Consider the following 17,455-nt stretch of genomic DNA (forward strand, 5'->3'; position numbering starts at 1 on the left):
CTGGTCATGTACGCGTGAGAACCGGGTTCGCGGGCCGTGCCCCGGGTCGCCGTCAGTAAGCGGCGAGCACGTCGACCACGTACACGAGCGTCTCCTCCGGCCCGATCCCGAGTCCCGGCTGGCCGGTGGCGCCGTAGCCGTCGTCGGGCGGCACCACCATGGCCACCCGGCTCCCGGCGGGGACCTCGGTCAGCGCCCGGTTCCAGCCCCTGATCAAGCTCCCGTCGCCGACCGTGAACGCCTCGGGACGGCCGCGTTCCCAGGTGGACGTCACGATCCGGCGGTCGCTCCAGGCCGCGGCCACGTACTGGACGACGAGCAGCCGCCCGGCCTCGACCGCGGGCCCGGTGCCGCGGCCCAGCACGGCGGCGGCGAACCCGCCCGGCGGCGCCACGTCCGGGATCGTCACCCCCGGCGCCGCCCCAGCGCCGACGCTCACCCCGGCCACCGCCCCCGCGTCGGCCTCCACGGCGGCGTCCCCGGCATGCGCGCCCAGAATGTCGACCACGTAGAACAGATCCACCCGCCCGCCGTCCCCCGGACGCCCCTCCACTGCCGCAGGGTCCACGCCGCCCTGACTGGCGGCCGTGGCGGGACCCTCCATGACGCGGGCGGCGGCGTGAGCCGCCGGCGGCGAACCGGCCCACTGACCCGCCGCCATCGGGCCGATCCCCGGCGCATGCTTCCCAGCCCGATGAGCCTCCTGCGCCGCCTCAGACGGAAAGGTGACGTCCTGTGGCCCGCGAGGCCTGACGTCCTGCGGGCCGCCGGGGCCTGCCGTGAAGGCGGGTCCGCCGGTCTCCGGGCGACCCTTCGTCCCGGTGATGGTGGGCCCAGGGGTGCCGTCCCGCAACGGGATGGCGGCGGTCACCCGGCTGCCTGCCCTGCGGCCGCGGAGGGCGGCGTCGAGGCCCGCCGGGAGTGCGCCCAGCGGGAGCGCGGCGGGCGTGCCGCGGTTGAAGGTGGATTCGACGAGCCGGTTCTCCCGGCCGTCCCACAGGTGGGCGGTGTACTGGACGACGGCCACACCGCCCGGCTCCAGCGGCGCCCCGTGACCGGTGGCCGGTTCTCCCACGTGCGGTTCGGCGGGCGGCGGGCCGGTCGGGAAGGTGATCGTGGGCCGGGCTCCGAACGAGCCCGCGACCCGGGGCTCGGTCACTTCCGGTCCCGTCCCCGTACACGCGGCGAGCGCCACGAACAGGAACGCGAGCGCGACGGCCCGGCCCCGCCGTCGCCGGTGACCCCGTGGAGGGCCCTCCTGCCGCCGTCGGGACTCCCGGGTCCCGGGCAGATCCCCGACCCTGGAGAATCCTCGCCCCCGCGGGCCCGACCACCCGGAGGTCACCGCCGTGACCTCCTCGCGCACCGGAGACTCACCCGCGAGGCGTGCCCACGCTGGAGGCGGGATGGGCGGTGGACGAACCTCGTCATCGGGGCGCTCCGGTCGCCGGTGCAGGGACCGAGTGAGGGGTGGGCAACGGGATGACCTTCCTGCGCGGGCGTGCGCGCCTCCCGAAAGACACGCATGAGGGCTCGCACCGGGCACGAGCCCCGCGATGCTACCGCCCCGCCGGGTCACCCGTCAGCGAACGCGACGAAACGGGCAAGGCGTCCCCGGAAACCACACGACGGACGCGCCCCCGTACCGAAGGAGGCACGCCCGTCGTCAGGGCGGTCAGTAGGCCGACAGGACGTCCACCACGAACACCAGCGTGCTGTTGGCCGGGATGCCCTGCTGCTCCTGGGCGCCGTAGCCGAGGTCCGGCGGGATGCTCATCACCACGCGGCTGCCGACCGGCACGCCCTCCAGGCCCTTCTGCCAGCCCTGGATGACCTGCGCCAGCGGGAACGAGGCCGGCTCGCCCCGGCCCCAGCTGGAGTCGAACTCCTTGTCGGTGCCCCAGATCTTGCCGGTGTAGTGGACGCTCAGCGTGGCCCCGGCCTTGACCGGCTCGCCCTCGCCCTTGATGAGGGTCTTGACGACGAGCTCCTTGGACGGCTTGTCCTTCGTCTTCGTGGTCAGCGTCGGCGCCTTGTCGCCGCCGGGGCTCTCCACCTTGACGCCCTTGAGGGTCTCGCCGGTCTCCTTGCCGGTGGCGGCCGCGAGCGGCTTCGGCGGCGTGCCGACCACGTCCATCACGAACACCTTCGTCGCCTCCGTGGACGGCGACTGCCCCGCCGCCGGGGTGACGAGGTCGTTGGCCATGACCGCCAGCAGCCGCCCGCCGTGCTTCATCTTCGTGAAACCGTCACGCAGCAGCTGCGGGAGCTGCTCGTTCACCGGCAGGGTCTCCGGCGTCTTCGTGTCGTACGTGGAACCCTGCGCGGCGTTGTCCTTGCCGTCCCAGTTCCAGACGGAAAGGTTGACGATGAGCTGGTCGCCCGCCTTGACCGCGGGGCCGTCGCCGGTCTCCAGGACCTTGTACGACGACGTGGTGGCGGGGTCGCCGGAGGGGAAGGTCACCGTGGGCTTGGCGCCCACCTCGCCGGTGACCTTCACCCCCGCGGACCCGTCTCCGGACGCGGTCGAGGCCGTATCGGAGCCGCACGCGGCGGCGAAGAAGAGCATAGGCACGGCGGCCAGAGCGGCCAGAGCGCGGCGCATGGATTTCCCTCGGGGAACGACGGTCAGATTCGCGTCACCCTACCCGAAGCCTGGTAGGCCCGAGGTAAACCGGCGCCGCTCACATGCCGGCGATCAGCTTGTCAACTCTCTCGTCCACGCTGCGGAACGGGTCCTTGCACAGCACGGTCCGCTGCGCCTGGTCGTTCAGCTTGAGGTGAACCCAGTCGACGGTGAAGTCGCGCCGCTTCTCCTGCGCCTTGCGGATGAACTCGCCGCGCAGCCGCGCCCTGGTCGTCTGCGGCGGCACCGACTTGGCCTCGAAGATCTTCAGGTCGGACGCCACCCGCTCCACCGAGCCGCGCTTCTGCAGCAGGTAGTAGAGGCCGCGCTTGCGGTGCACGTCGTGGTAGGCCAGGTCGAGCTGCGCCACCCGGGGCGACGACAGCGGCAGGTCGTACTTCTTGCGGTAGCGCTCGATCAGCTGGTATTTCGTCACCCAGTCGATCTCCCGCGACACCAGGTCGAGGTCGCCGGTCTCGACGGCGCGCAGCGTGCGCTCCCACAGCTCCAGCACCCGGTGCGCGATGGCGTCGCCGCCGCGCCGGTCGACGAAGTCCTGCGCCTTCGACAGGTATTCCTGCTGGATCTCCAGGCTGGACGCCTCGCGCCCGTTGGCCAGCCGCACCCGCCGCCGGCCGGTCATGTCGTGCGACACCTCCCGGATGGCCCTGATCGGGTTCTCCAGCGTCAGGTCGCGCATCACCGTGCCGGCCTCGATCATGCGCAGCACCAGGTCGGTCGCGCCGACCTTGAGCAGCATGGTGGTCTCGCTCATGTTCGAGTCGCCGACGATGACGTGCAGGCGGCGGAACCGCTCGGCGTCGGCGTGCGGCTCGTCGCGGGTGTTGATGATCGGCCGGGACCGGGTGGTGGCCGACGAGACGCCCTCCCAGATGTGCTCGGCCCGCTGCGAGACGCAGTAGACGGCGCCGCGCGGCGTCTGCAGCACCTTGCCGGCGCCGCAGATGATCTGGCGCGTCACCAGGAAGGGGATGAGGACGTCGGCCAGCCGTCCGAACTCGCCGTGTCTGCCCACGAGGTAGTTCTCGTGGCAGCCGTAGGAGTTGCCCGCCGAGTCGGTGTTGTTCTTGAACAGATAGATGTCCCCGGCGATGCCTTCTTCGCGCAGCCGCTTCTCGGCGTCGACCAGAAGGCCCTCCAGGATCCGCTCACCCGCCTTGTCGTGGGTGACCAGCTCGATGACGTTGTCACACTCGGGGGTTGCGTATTCAGGATGGCTGCCCACGTCGAGGTAGAGGCGTGCGCCGTTGCGGAGGAAGACGTTGCTCGATCGGCCCCAGGACACGACCCGCCGGAACAGGTAGCGCGCGACCTCGTCGGGGGACAGCCTGCGCTGCCCCCTGAACGTGCAGGTCACGCCGTACTCGTTCTCCAGCCCGAAGATGCGACGATCCATCACCTCACACTATGCCCACGGATGGGGAAGCGGGAGAGATCTCCGCCTGGTGTTTTCCGGCGTCAGGGCGTGAAGATCTCCTGGACCTTCACGATCTGGCCCTTGTGGACGGTGATGAGGGCCGGTCGCTCGCCCCGCTGGGCCCGCTTGATGAGGTCGGCGCGCGAGCAGCGCTTGCTGCCCAGACCGGTCCGGCGGTCGACGGTCAGGCCGGTCATCTTCTGGCCGCAGCCCAGCGCGGACAGGAAGACCACCTTCCGGGCGATGGGCGAGGCGTAGACGCGCACGTCGCCTTCCGGCGGGCCCACGAACCGGCCCTCGGTGACCTTGCCCTTCTTCCACCTGATGGGTTCGTACTCGGCCACGCCGCCGCTCACGTGGGTGATCCAGCCGCGCAGGATGCCGTTGTGGCGCGGCCGCGGCGACCTGGTGAAGTCGTGCTTCGGGTCGGCCTGGAAGGAAGTGCCGAAGATCTTGGGCGCTCTGTAGCGCGGGGCGGCGGCGGCCTCGGCCGCCGCGGAGGACGTCAGGAGGATGGCCGCGGCGGCGCCGCCGGCGAGCAGGCTGCGGATCGTCGTGTTCACGGACCATAGGATGGCCGATCGCGCGCCGCGGTTCGACGCCCCCGGCGTGATCCACCTCACACCGGGGGTTGTCGTACGAAATCGGCCGCTACAGCGGGGACGAGCCGTCGTCGACCGGGCCGTCGGGGCCCGTCGGCGGCGGCTTCTCGTCGGACTCCGCCGCCGGAGGCTCTTCGGCGGGCGGCGGAGCCGACGCCAGCAGCCGGTCGAGCTGGGCGCCCGCCAGCCGCTTGAACTTGCGGTGCTCGCGGTTGCGGTCGAGCACCGCGACCTCCAGCTGCTCCACCGGCGGCCGCTCGCCGCCAGGCTCGGTCAGCGCCTTCAGCGCCACCTCCAGCGCGTCGGACAGCGACATCGACTCGCGGTAGTGCTCCTTGAGCCGGCCGAGCACCGCGTCGGCCTGGCCGCCCATCGCGGCGAAGCCGTGCTCGTCGAAGACCGAACCGTCGAACGTCAGCCGGTAGATCGCGTCGCCCTCGGGCCCGTCGCCCACCTCGGCGACCACGACCTCCACCTCCAGCGACTTGATCGACTCGGTGAAGATGCGGCCGAGGTTGGAGGCGTACAGGTTGGCCAGGCCGCGGCCGGTCACGTCGGAGCGGTCGTAGGAGTAGCCGTTGATGTCGGCGTAGCGGATGCCGCCCAGCCGCAGCTCCTCGAACTCGTTGTAGCGGCCGACGGCGGCGAACCCGATGCGGTCGTAGATCTCGCTGATCTTGTGGAGGGCGCGTGACGGGTTGGGCGCCACGAACAGGATGCCGTCGACGTACTGCAGCACGACCACGGAACGGCCCCGCGCGATGCCCTTGCGCGCGTAGTCCGCCTTGTCCCGCATGATCTGCTCAGGGGACGCATATCCGAAAGGCATGGACACGACTGAGGGTCCTTTCTAGCGCAGCGGGGCGATGGGGCCGTCGGGGGAGATCAGGCGCTCGTCGAGCATCTGCCGCACGTAGCCGGACACCTGCTCATCGGTCAGCCGGCGGAAACCGTCGGCGTCGATCAGCGACACGATCGGGAAGATCTTCCGCGTCATGTCGGGCCCGCCGGTCGCCGAGTCGTCGTCGGCGGCGTCGTACAGGGCCTGGATGAGCACCATCGTGATGTCGTCGGCCGACGCGCCCTCGCGGTAGAGCTTCTTGAGCGCGCCGCGCGCGAAGATCGAACCGGAGCCGATCGCGTCGAACCGCTCCCGCTCGTAAGGACCCCCCGCCACGTCGTAACTGAAGATCCGCCCCTCGTCGCGGTCGGGGTCGTAGGCGGCGAACAGCGGCACCACCACCAGCCCCTGCATCGCCATCGCCAGGTTGCCGCGGATCATCGTGGCCAGCCGGTTGGCCTTGCCCTTCACCGACATCGTGCGGCCTTCGAGCTTCTCGTAGTGCTCCAGCTCCACGCGGTAGAGCCGGGCCATCTCGATGCCGGTCGAGGCCGTGCCGGCGATGCCCATGCACGAGTAGTCGTCGGTCCGGAAGACCTTCTCCACGTCGCGCTGGGAAATGATGTTGCCGGACGTGGCGCGCCGGTCACCGGCCATCACCACCCCGCCGGCGAACGTCGCCGCCACGATCGTGGTCGCGTGCGGAACCTGGTCGCCGATCGGCGTAGCCAGCACCTCGTCTCTGCGGGGCAGCAACTCCGGCGCGTACGCGCTCACGAAATCGGTGAACGAGGAACTTCCGGTGTTCTGGAAAAGCTGGCTCACCAAGCCGGTGGGCAGATCCCTCTTCGCCACGCGACTCCCTCCCAACATTCAGTGTTCCTGTGCCGACCCTACTGTTGTTGCGTCGCTGTCTGCACTTCCCACGATCAGCTCAGGGCGAACCGTTCATCAGATCGTTTCTTTACGCCCCGCATCACCCGTGCGATTGTCGGTATGTCCGCACGTCCTGAACAGGAGGACGCCATGCGCATGCCCCGCCTGCCCGTGCTCATCGCCGTCGCCGGCCTGGCGCTCGCCTCCTGCGGCACCGGCGCCCCCGCCGAGGGCGGCACCGTCACCCTCACCATCGCCGCCAACTCGATCTCCGGCGGCAAGAACTCGGAATCCGCCGACTGGATCAAGAACTGGGTCATCCCCGAGTTCGAGAAGACCCACCAGAACGTCAAGGTGCTCTTCCAGCCCAGCGGCGTCGACGACGAGCAGTACAAGACGAAGCTCGCCCTGGACCTCAAGTCCGGCGCCGGGGCGGACGTCATCGACGTCGACGGCATCTGGGTCGGCGAGTTCGCCCAGGCCGGCTACATCAAGCCGCTCGCCGAGGTCGGCGGGGCCGCGGTCGACTCCTGGGAGGGCTGGTCCCAGATCCCGCAGGCGGTGCAGGGGCTCGGCATCTTCGACGGCAAGAAGTACGGGCTGCCGCAGGGCACCGACGGCCGCGTCCTGTTCTACAACAAGACCCTGTTCGGCAAGGCCGGCCTGCCCGCCGACTGGCAGCCCGCGAGCTGGCAGGACATCCTCGACGCCGGCGAGAAGCTGAAGGCGGCGGGCGTGCCCACGCCCATCCAGATCAACGCCGGCACCGCCATGGGCGAGGCCACCACCATGCAGGGCGTCCTCCCCCTGCTCGCCGGCGCGGGCGCGGAGATCTACAGCCAGGGCAAGTGGACCGGCGCCTCCCAGGCGATGAAGGACGTGCTCGGCTTCTACGAGCGGATCTACGGCGGCAGCGGCCTCGGCGACCCCAAGCTGCAGCAGGAGGCCAAGGGCCGCGACAAGTCCTTCACCCAGTTCGCCGACGGCAAGATCGCCATCCTGCTCGAAGGCGACTACTTCTGGCGTTCCGTCATCGAGCCCAACGCCGGCGTCGCCCCCATGAAGGACCGCGACCAGGTCGTCGGCTACGCGAGGATCCCCGCCAGGGAGCCCGGCGCCGGCATCCGCGGCCAGGACCACGCCAGCATGTCGGGCGGCGCCGTCCGCGTGCTCAACCCCCGCTCCGCCGACCCGCGGCTCGCCTGGGAACTGCTCGCGTTCATGCACTCCGCGGCCGCCACCGAGTCGCAGCTCGCCGGCCAGGTGCGCATCAGCTCCCGCACCGACGTCAACGACGAGGTGCTCGCCGGGGACCCGATGCTCGGGTACATCGCCGACGAGGTGCTGCCCATCACCGCCTACCGGCCCGGCCTCGCCGTCTACCCGCAGGTGTCGGTCGCGCTGCAGGAGGCCACCGCCGACATCGTCTCCGGCCGGAGCGCCGACGAGGCCGCCGCCGCCTACCAGGCGAAACTGGAAGAACTCGCCGGGGGCGCCGCCAACGTCAGCGGCTGACCCGCCGATACTGGACCCATGAGGACCTGGGTCCTGCACGTCGACCTCGACCAGTTCATCGCCGCCGTCGAGCTGCTGCGCCACCCCGAGCTGCGCGGCCGGCCCGTGGTCGTGGGCGGCGACGGCGACCCCACCCGGCCCCGCACGGTCGCCGCGACCGCCACCTACGAGGCCCGCGCCCGCGGAGTCCACTCCGGCACGCCCCTGCGCACCGCGCTGCGCCGCTGCCCCGACGCCGTCTTCCTGCCCAGCGACCCGCCCGCCTACGAGGCCGCCTCCGCCCGCGTCATGGCCGTCCTGCGCGACTTCCCCGCCGACGTCGAGGTCTGGGGCTGGGACGAGGCCTTCCTAGGCGTCCGCACCGACGACCCGGAAGCCCTCGCCCGCGACATCCAGCGAGCCGTACGCGAACGCACCGAGCTTTCGTGCTCCGTCGGCATCGGCGACAACAAGCACCAGGCCAAACTCGCCTCCGGCTTCGCCAAACCCGCCGGAGTGCACCGCCTCACCGGCGACACCTGGGCCGAGCAGATGAACCACCGGCCCACGGACGCCCTGTGGGGCATCGGCGCCAAGACCGCCGGGAAACTCGCCGAGCTCGGCCTGCGCACCGTCGCCGAGCTGGCCGCCGCCGACCCAGCGGGCCTCGCCGGCCGCTTCGGCCCCACCAACGGCCCCTGGCTGCGCTATCTCGCCCTCGGCAAGGGCGAGGCCGAGGTCGTCACCACCCCGTGGATCCCGCGTGGCCACAGCCGCGAGACCACCTACCGTGAGGACCTCACCGACCCCGCCGAGATCGCCGCCCAAATCTCCGGACTCGCCCGCCAGGTCACCGCCGACGCCGCCGGAGCGGGCCGCGCCATCATCCGCGTCACCGTCAAGGTCCGTTTCGCCCCGTTCCTCACCCGGACCCGCCAGACGACGCTCCCCTCCCCCACCACGGACCCCAGGACCGTCACCGGCGCCGCCCTCGACGCCCTCGCCCGCTTCGACCTGAACCGCCCCGTACGCCTCCTCGGCGTCGGCGCCGCCTACCAGATGCCCGCCCGGACCCGCACCGCGTCCCCGTAGAACGCCGGCCTCGCCGTCTCCTGAGCCGGGGCCGGGGCCGGATCCGGCACCCCGACTGCCCCGGACCCGGCCCGTCCGGTGGCAGTGGTCGACGGCGGAGCGTGCGCTCGGGTTGCCGTAGCGGTGTTTCAGCAGGTGGTCGTGCCGGCTGTCATGATCCTTGATCTCGCGCATCGCTTCGGTAGGGCGAGGCGGGCAGCAGACCCTCTGCGCTCGCGACAGCTCTGGGTGGACCGTTTCCGGAAGCAGACTTTGGGGTGGCGCGCCCGCCCGTCGGGCACGCGCTTGTTCAGCCCGACTGCGGAGAGGCCAGGGGCCTCTCCGCAGTCGGAGCAGCGCTTACATCCTTCCGGTGGTTCCACCCGTTCGCACTCCTTGTCGATGTCCGCCTGGGCCTACTCTCCGCCCTTCTGGACGTAGCTCCGCACGAATTCCTCCGCGTTCTCTTCGAGGACCTCGTCGATCTCGTCCAGAATCGCGTCGACGTCGTCCGTGAGCTTCTCCTGGCGCTCCTGGACGTCCGGCGCCGCGGAGGCCTCGGTCTCCTCGACCTCGGACTCGCGCCGGCCGGTCTGCTTCTGCCCGCCGGTGTCCTTCGTAGCCATGCCCTACCTCCATGTGCGGGGGACTGCCTCTCAGTCCATATCTTCCCCGAACGGCCCGACATTTCGCGCCGATCGTCCCCTGACCTTACCCGCTTGACTGGATAGCGCTGCTATCCAATACTGGGACCCCCGATGACACAGGAGGTTCTGAGATGTCCCCCGCTTCTCTCAGCACGGCAGGCGTGCTGCTCATCACGGTGCCGACCATCGCCTTCGGCGGTGTGACGCTGCTGCGGTTCCTGATGCGGAACGTTCCCGGCTATCTCGACAACCCGGTGCGGCGCGGTCTGTGGCGGGCCGGGCACGCGCATGCGGGCGTGCTGGTGCTCTTCAGCCTGGTGGCGATGCTGTACGTGGACCAGGCGGCGCTGTCGGACCCGGTGAAGGGGCTGGTGCGCCTGGCGATCGTGGCGGCGCCGATCCTGATGCCGCTGGGGTTCTTCCTGTCGGTGGTGCGGCCCGGCGACACCAAGCCGAACAAGCTGATCTACCTGACGTTCCTGGGCGGCGCGTCGCTCGCGGCGGGGACGCTGACGCTGGGCGTCGGGCTGGTGTAGCCCGACGCCCCGCTACTCACCGCCGGTGAGGGCGGCGACGAGGTCGGCCGCGGTGCGGCAGCGGTCGAAGAGCTCTCCGACGTGGGCCTTGGTACCGCGCAGGGGCTCCAGGGTGGGAACGCGCTGGAGGGACTCCCTGCCCGGGATGTCGAAGATGACGGAGTCCCAGGAGGCGGCGGCGACGGCCTCGCTGTACTGCCGCAGGCAGCGGCCGCGGAAGTAGGCACGGGTGTCGCTGGGCGGATGCTCGACGGCCCGCTGGACCTCGTCCTCGGTGATCAGCCGCTGGATGCGGCCGCGGGCGACGAGCCGGTTGTAGAGGCCCCGGTCGGGCCGGATGTCGGAGTATTGCAGGTCGACGAGCTGGAGCCGGGGGTGCGACCAGGCCAGGCCGTCGCGGCTGCGGTAGCCCTCGAGGAGTTCGAGTTTGGCGACCCAGTCGAGCTCCCTGGACAGCTGCATGGGGTCCTCGGCGAGGCGGGTGAGCACGGACTCCCAGCGGTCGAGGATGTCCTTGTTCATCTCGTCCTGCGCGGTCTCGCGTTCCTCGACGTACTTGCGCGCCTGTTCGAGGTACTCCATCTGCAGCTGGACGGCGGTGAGCTTGCGGCCGTCGCGCATGGCGATCTCGTAGCGGCAGGACGGGTCGTGGGAGACCGCGCGCAGGGCCTGGACGGGGTTCTCGACGGTGAGGTCGCGGGTGAGGAAGCCGTCTTCGATCATGGCGAGGACGAGCGCGGTCGAGCCCAGCTTCAGGTAAGTGGAAATCTCCGACATGTTGGCGTCGCCGATGATGACGTGCAGCCGCCGGTACTTCTCCGGGTCGGCGTGCGGCTCGTCGCGCGTGTTGATGATCGGCCGCTTGAGCGTGGTCTCCAGACCCACCTCGACCTCGAAGAAGTCGGCCCGCTGGCTGATCTGGAAGCCTTCGCCGCGTGAGTCCTGGCCGATGCCGACCTTGCCGGCGCCGACCACGACCTGCCGGGAGACGAAGAACGGGGTCAGGTGGCGGACGATGTCGGCGAACGGCGTCGCCCGCCGCATGAGGTAGTTCTCATGGCAGCCGTAGCTGGCGCCCTTGGCGTCGGTGTTGTTCTTGTAGAGCTGGATGGGGGCGTTGGAGGGGATGGCGCCGGCCCGCTGCGCGGCGTCGTACATGACGCGTTCGCCGGCCTTGTCCCAGATGACGGCGGCGCGTGGGTTGGTGCACTCCGGCGTCGAGTATTCAGGGTGCGCGTGGTCGACGTAGAGCCTGGCCCCGTTGGTGAGGATGACGTTGGCGAGGCCGAGGTCCTCGTCGGTCAGCTGGCTGGGGTCGGCGACCTCTCTGGCGAGGTCGAACCCTCTGGCGTCGCGCAGCGGGTTCTCCTCCTCGAAGTCCCACCGCGCCCTGCGCGCCTTGGCCGCGGAGGCGGCCAGGTACGCGTTGACCACCTGCGAGGAGGTCACCATCGCGTTGGCGCCTGGCTGACCGGGTACGGAGATGCCGTACTCGGTCTCGATGCCCATCACCCGACGCACCGTCATGCGCACCCTCTGTTCGTCCGGATCTGTCTATCCGCCGTTTATATGCCCGAGCCTATGCCCTTCACAGTGCCCCAGGGTCACAGAGTTATGGCACCGACGTCTTTTCCACCTCTACCACGGGCGCCGCCGTGCTCACGGATGCCCGGCGGGGCTTGAGTATGCGCTGGATGGGACGTTCGGCGAACGCGTAGACCGCGTACGACACGACGACGGCCACGACGGTGGTGATGACCGCGGTGGCCCACGGCGGCAGGTCGCCGACGAGGAGCGGCACGAGCGCGGCGGCGATCACGGAGTGGAACAGATAGAGCGGGTACGTGGTCGCGCCGAGCGCGGTGAGCGCGGGACGGGCGCGCAGGCGCAGCAGGCCGAGGGCGACGAGCGCCATGACCAGGTAGATCAGCGTCATGGTGATGACGACGCTGACGTCGGTGACGGGCATGTTCTTGAAACCCGCGAGCTCGATCCGGCCGTGCACCCGTTCCAGCGCCGCGTGCAGGGACATGCCGTACGAGGCCGCGACGTAGATCCAGGGCAGCCAGGCGCTGCCCTGCTTGTGGATGAGGTAGAGGGCCATGCCCGCCACGAAGTAGGGCGCGTACCGGGGCATGAGGATCTCGTTGAGCACCGGGTTGCCGAGGAGTTCGGCGCCGAGCGCGGCGACGAGCCAGACGCCGCAGAAGACGAGCACCCGGCCGTAGGTGACGCCGGCCACGACCAGGATGGTGATGAGCAGGTAGAAGCGGAGCTCGGCCCAGAGCGACCAGTAGACGCCGGAGGCGTCGCCGATCTTGAACAGCCGCTGGAACATGGTGGCGTTGACCAGATACTCGCCGGTGGAGAGCTTGGGGTCGAGCGCCTTGGTGCTGGTGAGGCCGTAGACGCCGGCGACGGCGAGGAGGCTGAGCCAGTAGGCGGGGTAGAGCCTGACGAGGCGGGAGCGGGCGAACGAGCCGAGACCGCGCCCCCAGATGGTCATGAGGATGACGAAGCCGCTGATGATGAAGAACAGCTCGACGCCGAGGATGCCTAACCCGGCGATGGGGGCGAGGGCGGGGAACAGCTCGGCGGGCCGGTCGCCCCAGACGGACGCGTAGGCCACGAGGTAGTGGAAGGCCAGCACGGCCAGGGCGGCGATGAAGCGCAGGAGGTCGAGCTCGGCCAACCGGCCGTCCCCACGAGCATGCTTCGGCCGGTTCTGTTGGTGCATGGGGACTTGGACGTCCCAGTGATCATTCCGGTTCCCTCCTTTCACATCCGTCACACAGATGTTTTCTTTGCCCAAGTCGCGGCAAGCGGTCGCGATCGCCGGGGTCGGGCGCGTACCTGGTCACCCTGCGCTCTGAGCCCGCCAGGTCCGCTGAGACGTGATCGCGCGGCCTTCGCGCCGGGGTCCGGCGGCGTGCACGCGGCTCGGCCGCCGTGGCCCGCCGTGTTCTCCCAGCCGGGCACCCCGTCACTGATCGCCCGTACGGACTCCATGCCTTCGGCGCGCAGTTCCGGAGATCCGCTGTCGCCGCCATCGCGGTGGACCAGGTGGTTTCGCATGGCCGTCACCGGGGTGGCGGACGGCGCCACCTGCTGCGGGCCCGCGCCTGGTGGTGACGGCCGGTGAGGCGGCCGTCCGGGACAATGTGGTCACCCCGCCCGCCCCGGAAGGCTCAGCACCATGACTCCACCCGACCACCCCGTCCGCACGCCCGTCCCATCGTGGGAGGAGGCCGCCGAGGTTCTCCGGACGGCCGCCTCCGCCGTGGAGGCAGCGGACGGCGCCGACCTCACCGTGGCGGCCGCGGCGCGTGGCGACACCACCGCGCTCGCCGCGGCTCTGGAGCGCATCGCGGCCGCCTGCCCCGGCACGCTCGCCGTCTCCGTCCGCGCCATCACCACGCTCCCGCCCTCCGGATCGCCCCCCAGCTCAGTACGAACCGCCCCTACCTTCACAACCCCAGCACACACCGACCTCTCCGCCGCGGCCTCGGACCACACCGACCCCTTCGTCACGGGCTCAGCACACGCCGGCCTCTCCCCCGCAGGCTCTGCACACACCGGATCCACCGCCGTAGGTGCGGCCCGCACCGGCCCCTCTCTCGCGTCGTCGGCTCAGGCCGAACTCTCCGCTTCAGGCAGGGTGCACGCCGGGGTCTCCGGCATGGGGCCGGGGAGCCGGGTGGACGCGGGGCTCTCGGCGCTGGCCTTGCGTGAGGACGTGGAGCTGCCGCTGGCCAGTGTGGGCAAGGTGCTGTTGCTGGCCGAGGTGGCGATGGGCATCGACGGTGGCGTCCTGGACGCGGACGAGCCGGTGTCCCTGCATGACGACGACTACTGCGGCGGGTCGGGGCTGCTGCCCGGACTGTCCGCGCGGACGTGGACGGTCGGCGACCTGGCCCTGCTCACGGCGTCGGTGAGCGACAACACCGCGACGAACGCGCTGCTGCGCCGCATCGGCCTGGACCGGGTGAACGCCGCCGCCGCGGCGCTCGGGCTGACCCGCACCCGCCTGCTGGACCGGATCCGTGAGCCTCGCGGCCCCGAGCATCCGCCGGCCTTCGCCCTGGGCACCGCCGGTGAGCTGGCGGGCCTGGCGGCGCTGCTGTCCGGCCCGGAGGGGTGGCAGGTGCTGATGCGCGGGTGGATGCTGGCCAACACCGACCACGGCCTGGTGCCCGCCTTCATGGGGCATGACCCGGAGGGCGGCCGGCTGGCCAACAAGACGGGCACCGACGACGGCGTCCGCGCCGATGTGGGCATCCTGGGCCCTCTCGCCTACGCGGTCCTGGCATCCGGCCCGCCGGGCTCCGACCACGGCCTCGTGCGGGCCGTCCGCCAGGCGGGCGCCCTCATCACCGCGGCGTCCCGTACGCTTCCCTGGCCCGCCGGTCCGGAGAGGGGCTAGCCCACGACAGGAGCCGCCGACCGGCGTTTCGACGCGGCGGCGGCTCCTGGTCGTGATCTAGAGGTACTGACCGGTGTTGGCGACCGTGTCGATCGAACGGCCGGCCTCGGCGCCCTGCTTGCCGGAGACGAGCGTGCGGATGTAGACGATCCGCTCGCCCTTCTTGCCGGAGATGCGGGCCCAGTCGTCGGGGTTGGTGGTGTTGGGCAGGTCTTCGTTCTCGGAGAACTCGTCCACGCAGGCCGTCAGGAGGTGTTGCACCCGCAGGCCCTTCTGCTTGGTCTCCAGGAACTGCTTGATGGCCATCTTCTTGCCCCGGTCGACGATGTTCTGGATCATCGCGCCGGAGTTGAAGTCCTTGAAGTAGAGCACTTCCTTGTCGCCGTTGGCGTAGGTGACCTCGAGGAAGCGGTTCTCTTCGCTCTCGGTGTACATGCGCTCGACGACGCTCTGGATCATGCCCTGGATGGTGGCTTCTTGGGAGCCGCCGTGCTCGGTCAGGTCGTCGGGGTGGAGCGGGAGGTCGGTGACCAGGTACTTGGAGAAGATGTCCTTGGCCGCCTCGGCGTCCGGCCGCTCGATCTTGATCTTGACGTCCAGGCGGCCGGGCCGCAGGATCGCCGGGTCGATCATGTCCTCGCGGTTGGAGGCGCCGATGACGATGACGTTCTCCAGGCCCTCGACTCCGTCGATCTCCGACAGCAGCTGGGGCACGATGGTGTTCTCGACGTCGGACGACACGCCGGACCCGCGGGTGCGGAAGATCGAGTCCATCTCGTCGAAGAACACGATCACCGGGGTGCCCTCGGACGCCTTCTCACGGGCGCGCTGGAAGACCAGGCGGATGTGCCGCTCGGTCTCGCCGACGTACTTGTTGAGCAGCTCCGGGCCCTTGATGTTGAGGAAGAAGCTCTTGCCTTCCTGGCCGGTGCGCTCGGCCACCTGCTTGGCCAGGGAGTTGGCGACGGCCTTGGCGATGAGCGTCTTGCCGCAACCGGGCGGGCCGTAGAGCAGCACGCCTTTGGGCGGACGGAGCTGGTGCTCGCGGAACAAGTCGGAGTGCAGGTAGGGCAGCTCGATGGCGTCCCTGATCTGCTCGATCTGCCGGGAGAGGCCGCCGATCTCGTGGTAGGAGATGTCGGGCACTTCTTCCAGGACGAGCTCTTCGACTTCGGACTTCGGGATGCGCTCGTACACGTAGCCGGAGCGGGCTTCGAGCAGGAGCGAGTCGCCGGCCCTGATGGGCTGGCCGAGCAGCGAGTCGGCCAGGCGGACGACGCGCTCCTCGTCGGCGTGTGAGATGACCAGGGCGCGCTTGCCCTCGTCGAGGAGCTCCTTGAGCATCACGATCTCGCCGACCTCTTCGTAGCCGAGCGCCTCGACCACGTTGAGCGCCTCGTTGAGCATGACCTCCTGGCCACGCTTGAGCGAGTCGACGTCGACGGACGGGCTGACGTTCACCCGCAGCTTGCGGCCGCCGGTGAACACCTCGATCGTCCCGTCGTCTCTGGCCTCCAGGAAGGTGCCGAAGCCGGATGGCGGCTGCGCCAGCCGGTCGACCTCCTCCTTGAGGGCGACGATCTGGTCCCGGGCCTCCTTGAGGGTTGCCACCAGGCGTTCGTTCTGGCCGGTAACGGCCGCGAGGTTCGCCTGTGCCTCATGAAGACGCTCTTCGAGGACCCTGGCCTGACGGGGTGACTCGGCCAGCTTCCGCCTCAGCGCGGTGATCTCCTCTTGGAGGAAGGAGACCTGTGTTGAAAGATCAGCGACCTCCCGTTCGCGCTGCGCGGCTCGAGCCTCAGCATCATCGCGAGCTGCCACGCCCCGTCACCTCCTTCCCAGTCGAGGGCGACTACTAAGGACCTTACCTATCTCGGGCCCCTCCGTAACCTGGCCGGGCAGTGTTCGTACAGTGACTATCTGTATTCGGTGAATAATCCCCAATGGGGTGTTTAATACTCCCAGCATATGAACACGGTGATCTGTTCCCGTGTCACGCATCGGCGCAGCCTCGTGGCCAAATTGTCATAGTTCTTCGGTGGTTCCCTTCGGTCTCCGGCGGCGCGGCGGCGGGGTCACGCCGTCGGCCATGCGCCTGGCGGAGACGAGGAACCCGGTGTGGCCGATCATCCGGTGATCGGGCCGCACGGCGAGTCCTTCGACATGCCAGTCGCGAACCAGGGTCTCCCACGCGTGGGGCTCGGTGAAACTCCCGTGATCGCGAATGGCCTCGACCGTCTTGGACATCTGGGTGGTGGTGGCCACGTAACAGCAGATGACGCCTCCGGGGGTGAGCGCCTTGGCGGCGGCGTCGACGCACTCCCAGGGGGCGAGCATGTCCAGGATCACCCGGTCGACGTCGGACTCGTCGATGGACGAGACGAGGTCGCCGACGACGAGCCGCCAGTTGTCGTCCATCGGGCCGCCGTAGAACTTCTCCACGTTCTTGGCGGCCACGTCGGCGAACTCCTGGCGGCGCTCGTACGAGGTCACGTGCCCTTCCGGGCCGACCGCGCGGAGCAGGAAGCAGGTCAGGGCGCCGGAGCCGACGCCCGCCTCGATCACCCGCGCGCCCGGGAAGACGTCGGCCATGCCGACGATCATGGAGGCGTCCTTGGGGTAGATGACGGCGGCGCCGCGCGGCATGGCGAGCGTGTAGTCCTGCAGCAGGTGGCGGAAGGCGAGATACTGGGTGCCGCCGGAGGAGCGCACCACGGAGCCCTCGGGCTGCCCGATCAGCTCACTGTGCGGGATGGCGCCCTTGTGGGTGTGGAAGACGCCGTCCTCCTTGAGCGTGATGGTGTGGCGCTTGTTCTTGGGGTCGGTGAGCTGCACCTGATCCCCGGGCCGGAACGGCCCATGCCTGCGGAAACCCATGGCGGCAAGGTTATAGGGCTTTCG

15 protein-coding genes are annotated in these 17,455 nt (G+C 70.1%); 4 read left to right on the forward strand and 11 right to left on the reverse strand.

From position 1 onward, the window contains the following. Positions 1-52 precede the first annotated feature (52 nt). The 6 genes from KME79_RS47020 to prcB all read right to left on the reverse strand — a co-directional run bounded on the left by KME79_RS47020 (position 53) and on the right by prcB (position 6,362). The gene (locus tag KME79_RS47020) at positions 53-1,159 is read right to left on the reverse strand and encodes an FKBP-type peptidyl-prolyl cis-trans isomerase (protein WP_219545720.1); all 1,107 of its coding nucleotides are present in this window, start codon (positions 1,157-1,159) and stop codon (positions 53-55) included. A gap of 516 nt (positions 1,160-1,675) precedes the next feature. After that, positions 1,676-2,605: an FKBP-type peptidyl-prolyl cis-trans isomerase gene (locus KME79_RS19995; protein ID WP_148031427.1), complete on the reverse strand. Its 930-nt coding sequence runs from the start codon at positions 2,603-2,605 to the stop codon at positions 1,676-1,678. A 79-nt stretch (positions 2,606-2,684) separates the two neighbouring features. Next, on the reverse strand, positions 2,685-4,043 hold the full coding sequence (pafA, locus tag KME79_RS20000; protein WP_148031426.1) for a Pup--protein ligase: 1,359 nt from the start codon (positions 4,041-4,043) through the stop codon (positions 2,685-2,687). A gap of 62 nt (positions 4,044-4,105) precedes the next feature. Further along, positions 4,106-4,627 carry a hypothetical protein gene (locus tag KME79_RS20005; protein WP_308248985.1) on the reverse strand — a complete coding sequence of 174 codons (522 nt, stop codon included), beginning with the start codon at positions 4,625-4,627 and terminating at the stop codon, positions 4,106-4,108. 88 nt (positions 4,628-4,715) lie between these two features. Continuing rightward, on the reverse strand, positions 4,716-5,495 hold the full coding sequence (gene prcA, locus KME79_RS20010; RefSeq protein WP_187281424.1) for a proteasome subunit alpha: 780 nt from the start codon (positions 5,493-5,495) through the stop codon (positions 4,716-4,718). Between the two features lie 21 nt (positions 5,496-5,516). Next, entirely contained in the window at positions 5,517-6,362 is an 846-nt protein-coding gene (gene prcB / locus KME79_RS20015; protein WP_148031424.1) for a proteasome subunit beta, read from the reverse strand. A gap of 171 nt (positions 6,363-6,533) precedes the next feature. Between prcB and KME79_RS20020 the strand changes: the two genes are divergently transcribed. Both KME79_RS20020 and KME79_RS20025 read left to right on the forward strand, forming a co-directional pair. Beyond that, positions 6,534-7,898, forward strand: coding sequence for an extracellular solute-binding protein (locus KME79_RS20020; protein WP_219545722.1), 1,365 nt, complete (start codon positions 6,534-6,536; stop codon positions 7,896-7,898). Positions 7,899-7,916: 18 nt separating this feature from the next. Further along, entirely contained in the window at positions 7,917-8,969 is a 1,053-nt protein-coding gene (locus tag KME79_RS20025; RefSeq protein WP_219545723.1) for a DNA polymerase IV, read from the forward strand. 395 nt (positions 8,970-9,364) lie between these two features. Here KME79_RS20025 and KME79_RS20030 read toward each other — a convergent pair whose 3' ends face one another. After that, positions 9,365-9,574 carry a ubiquitin-like protein Pup gene (locus KME79_RS20030; RefSeq protein WP_148031422.1) on the reverse strand — a complete coding sequence of 70 codons (210 nt, stop codon included), beginning with the start codon at positions 9,572-9,574 and terminating at the stop codon, positions 9,365-9,367. 152 nt (positions 9,575-9,726) lie between these two features. Between KME79_RS20030 and KME79_RS20035 the strand changes: the two genes are divergently transcribed. Further along, complete coding sequence (locus tag KME79_RS20035) at positions 9,727-10,131, forward strand: hypothetical protein (RefSeq protein ID WP_148031421.1); 405 nt, start codon at positions 9,727-9,729, stop codon at positions 10,129-10,131. Between the two features lie 12 nt (positions 10,132-10,143). On the opposite strand, the gene dop is transcribed toward KME79_RS20035, so the two are convergent. Both dop and KME79_RS20045 read right to left on the reverse strand, forming a co-directional pair. Then, positions 10,144-11,658 carry a depupylase/deamidase Dop gene (gene dop / locus KME79_RS20040; protein ID WP_148031420.1) on the reverse strand — a complete coding sequence of 505 codons (1,515 nt, stop codon included), beginning with the start codon at positions 11,656-11,658 and terminating at the stop codon, positions 10,144-10,146. Positions 11,659-11,743: 85 nt separating this feature from the next. Next, positions 11,744-12,823 (reverse strand): acyltransferase family protein, encoded by a 1,080-nt coding sequence (locus KME79_RS20045; protein ID WP_246640118.1) that lies wholly within the window; start codon positions 12,821-12,823, stop codon positions 11,744-11,746. A gap of 504 nt (positions 12,824-13,327) precedes the next feature. Between KME79_RS20045 and KME79_RS44995 the strand changes: the two genes are divergently transcribed. Continuing rightward, the gene (locus KME79_RS44995) at positions 13,328-14,554 is read left to right on the forward strand and encodes a serine hydrolase (RefSeq protein WP_246640119.1); all 1,227 of its coding nucleotides are present in this window, start codon (positions 13,328-13,330) and stop codon (positions 14,552-14,554) included. A 57-nt stretch (positions 14,555-14,611) separates the two neighbouring features. On the opposite strand, the gene arc is transcribed toward KME79_RS44995, so the two are convergent. Together arc and KME79_RS20060 are read right to left on the reverse strand one after the other, a co-directional pair. Beyond that, positions 14,612-16,375, reverse strand: a complete 1,764-nt coding sequence (gene arc, locus KME79_RS20055) for a proteasome ATPase (RefSeq protein WP_219545724.1) — start codon at positions 16,373-16,375, stop codon at positions 14,612-14,614. A 204-nt stretch (positions 16,376-16,579) separates the two neighbouring features. Next, on the reverse strand, positions 16,580-17,431 hold the full coding sequence (locus KME79_RS20060) for a tRNA (adenine-N1)-methyltransferase (RefSeq protein ID WP_148031417.1): 852 nt from the start codon (positions 17,429-17,431) through the stop codon (positions 16,580-16,582). Between the last annotated feature and the right edge of the window lie 24 nt (positions 17,432-17,455).

This window comes from Nonomuraea harbinensis (assembly GCF_019396385.1).
In the GTDB taxonomy this organism is placed as follows: Bacteria; Actinomycetota; Actinomycetes; order Streptosporangiales; family Streptosporangiaceae; genus Nonomuraea; species Nonomuraea ferruginea.

Bases quoted from the DNA above. Each gene is read 5' to 3' on its own strand.
- dop (WP_148031420.1), bottom strand. From the start codon at position 11,658: ATGACGGTGCGTCGGGTGATGGGCATCGAGACCGAGTACGGCATCTCC.
- pafA (WP_148031426.1), bottom strand. From the start codon at position 4,043: ATGGATCGTCGCATCTTCGGGCTGGAGAACGAGTACGGCGTGACCTGC.
- KME79_RS19995 (WP_148031427.1), bottom strand. From the start codon at position 2,605: ATGCGCCGCGCTCTGGCCGCTCTGGCCGCCGTGCCTATGCTCTTCTTC.
- KME79_RS20060 (WP_148031417.1), bottom strand. From the start codon at position 17,431: ATGGGTTTCCGCAGGCATGGGCCGTTCCGGCCCGGGGATCAGGTGCAG.
- KME79_RS20035 (WP_148031421.1), top strand. From the start codon at position 9,727: ATGTCCCCCGCTTCTCTCAGCACGGCAGGCGTGCTGCTCATCACGGTG.
- KME79_RS20025 (WP_219545723.1), top strand. From the start codon at position 7,917: ATGAGGACCTGGGTCCTGCACGTCGACCTCGACCAGTTCATCGCCGCC.
- KME79_RS20030 (WP_148031422.1), bottom strand. From the start codon at position 9,574: ATGGCTACGAAGGACACCGGCGGGCAGAAGCAGACCGGCCGGCGCGAG.
- KME79_RS20020 (WP_219545722.1), top strand. From the start codon at position 6,534: ATGCGCATGCCCCGCCTGCCCGTGCTCATCGCCGTCGCCGGCCTGGCG.
- KME79_RS44995 (WP_246640119.1), top strand. From the start codon at position 13,328: ATGACTCCACCCGACCACCCCGTCCGCACGCCCGTCCCATCGTGGGAG.
- prcA (WP_187281424.1), bottom strand. From the start codon at position 5,495: ATGCCTTTCGGATATGCGTCCCCTGAGCAGATCATGCGGGACAAGGCG.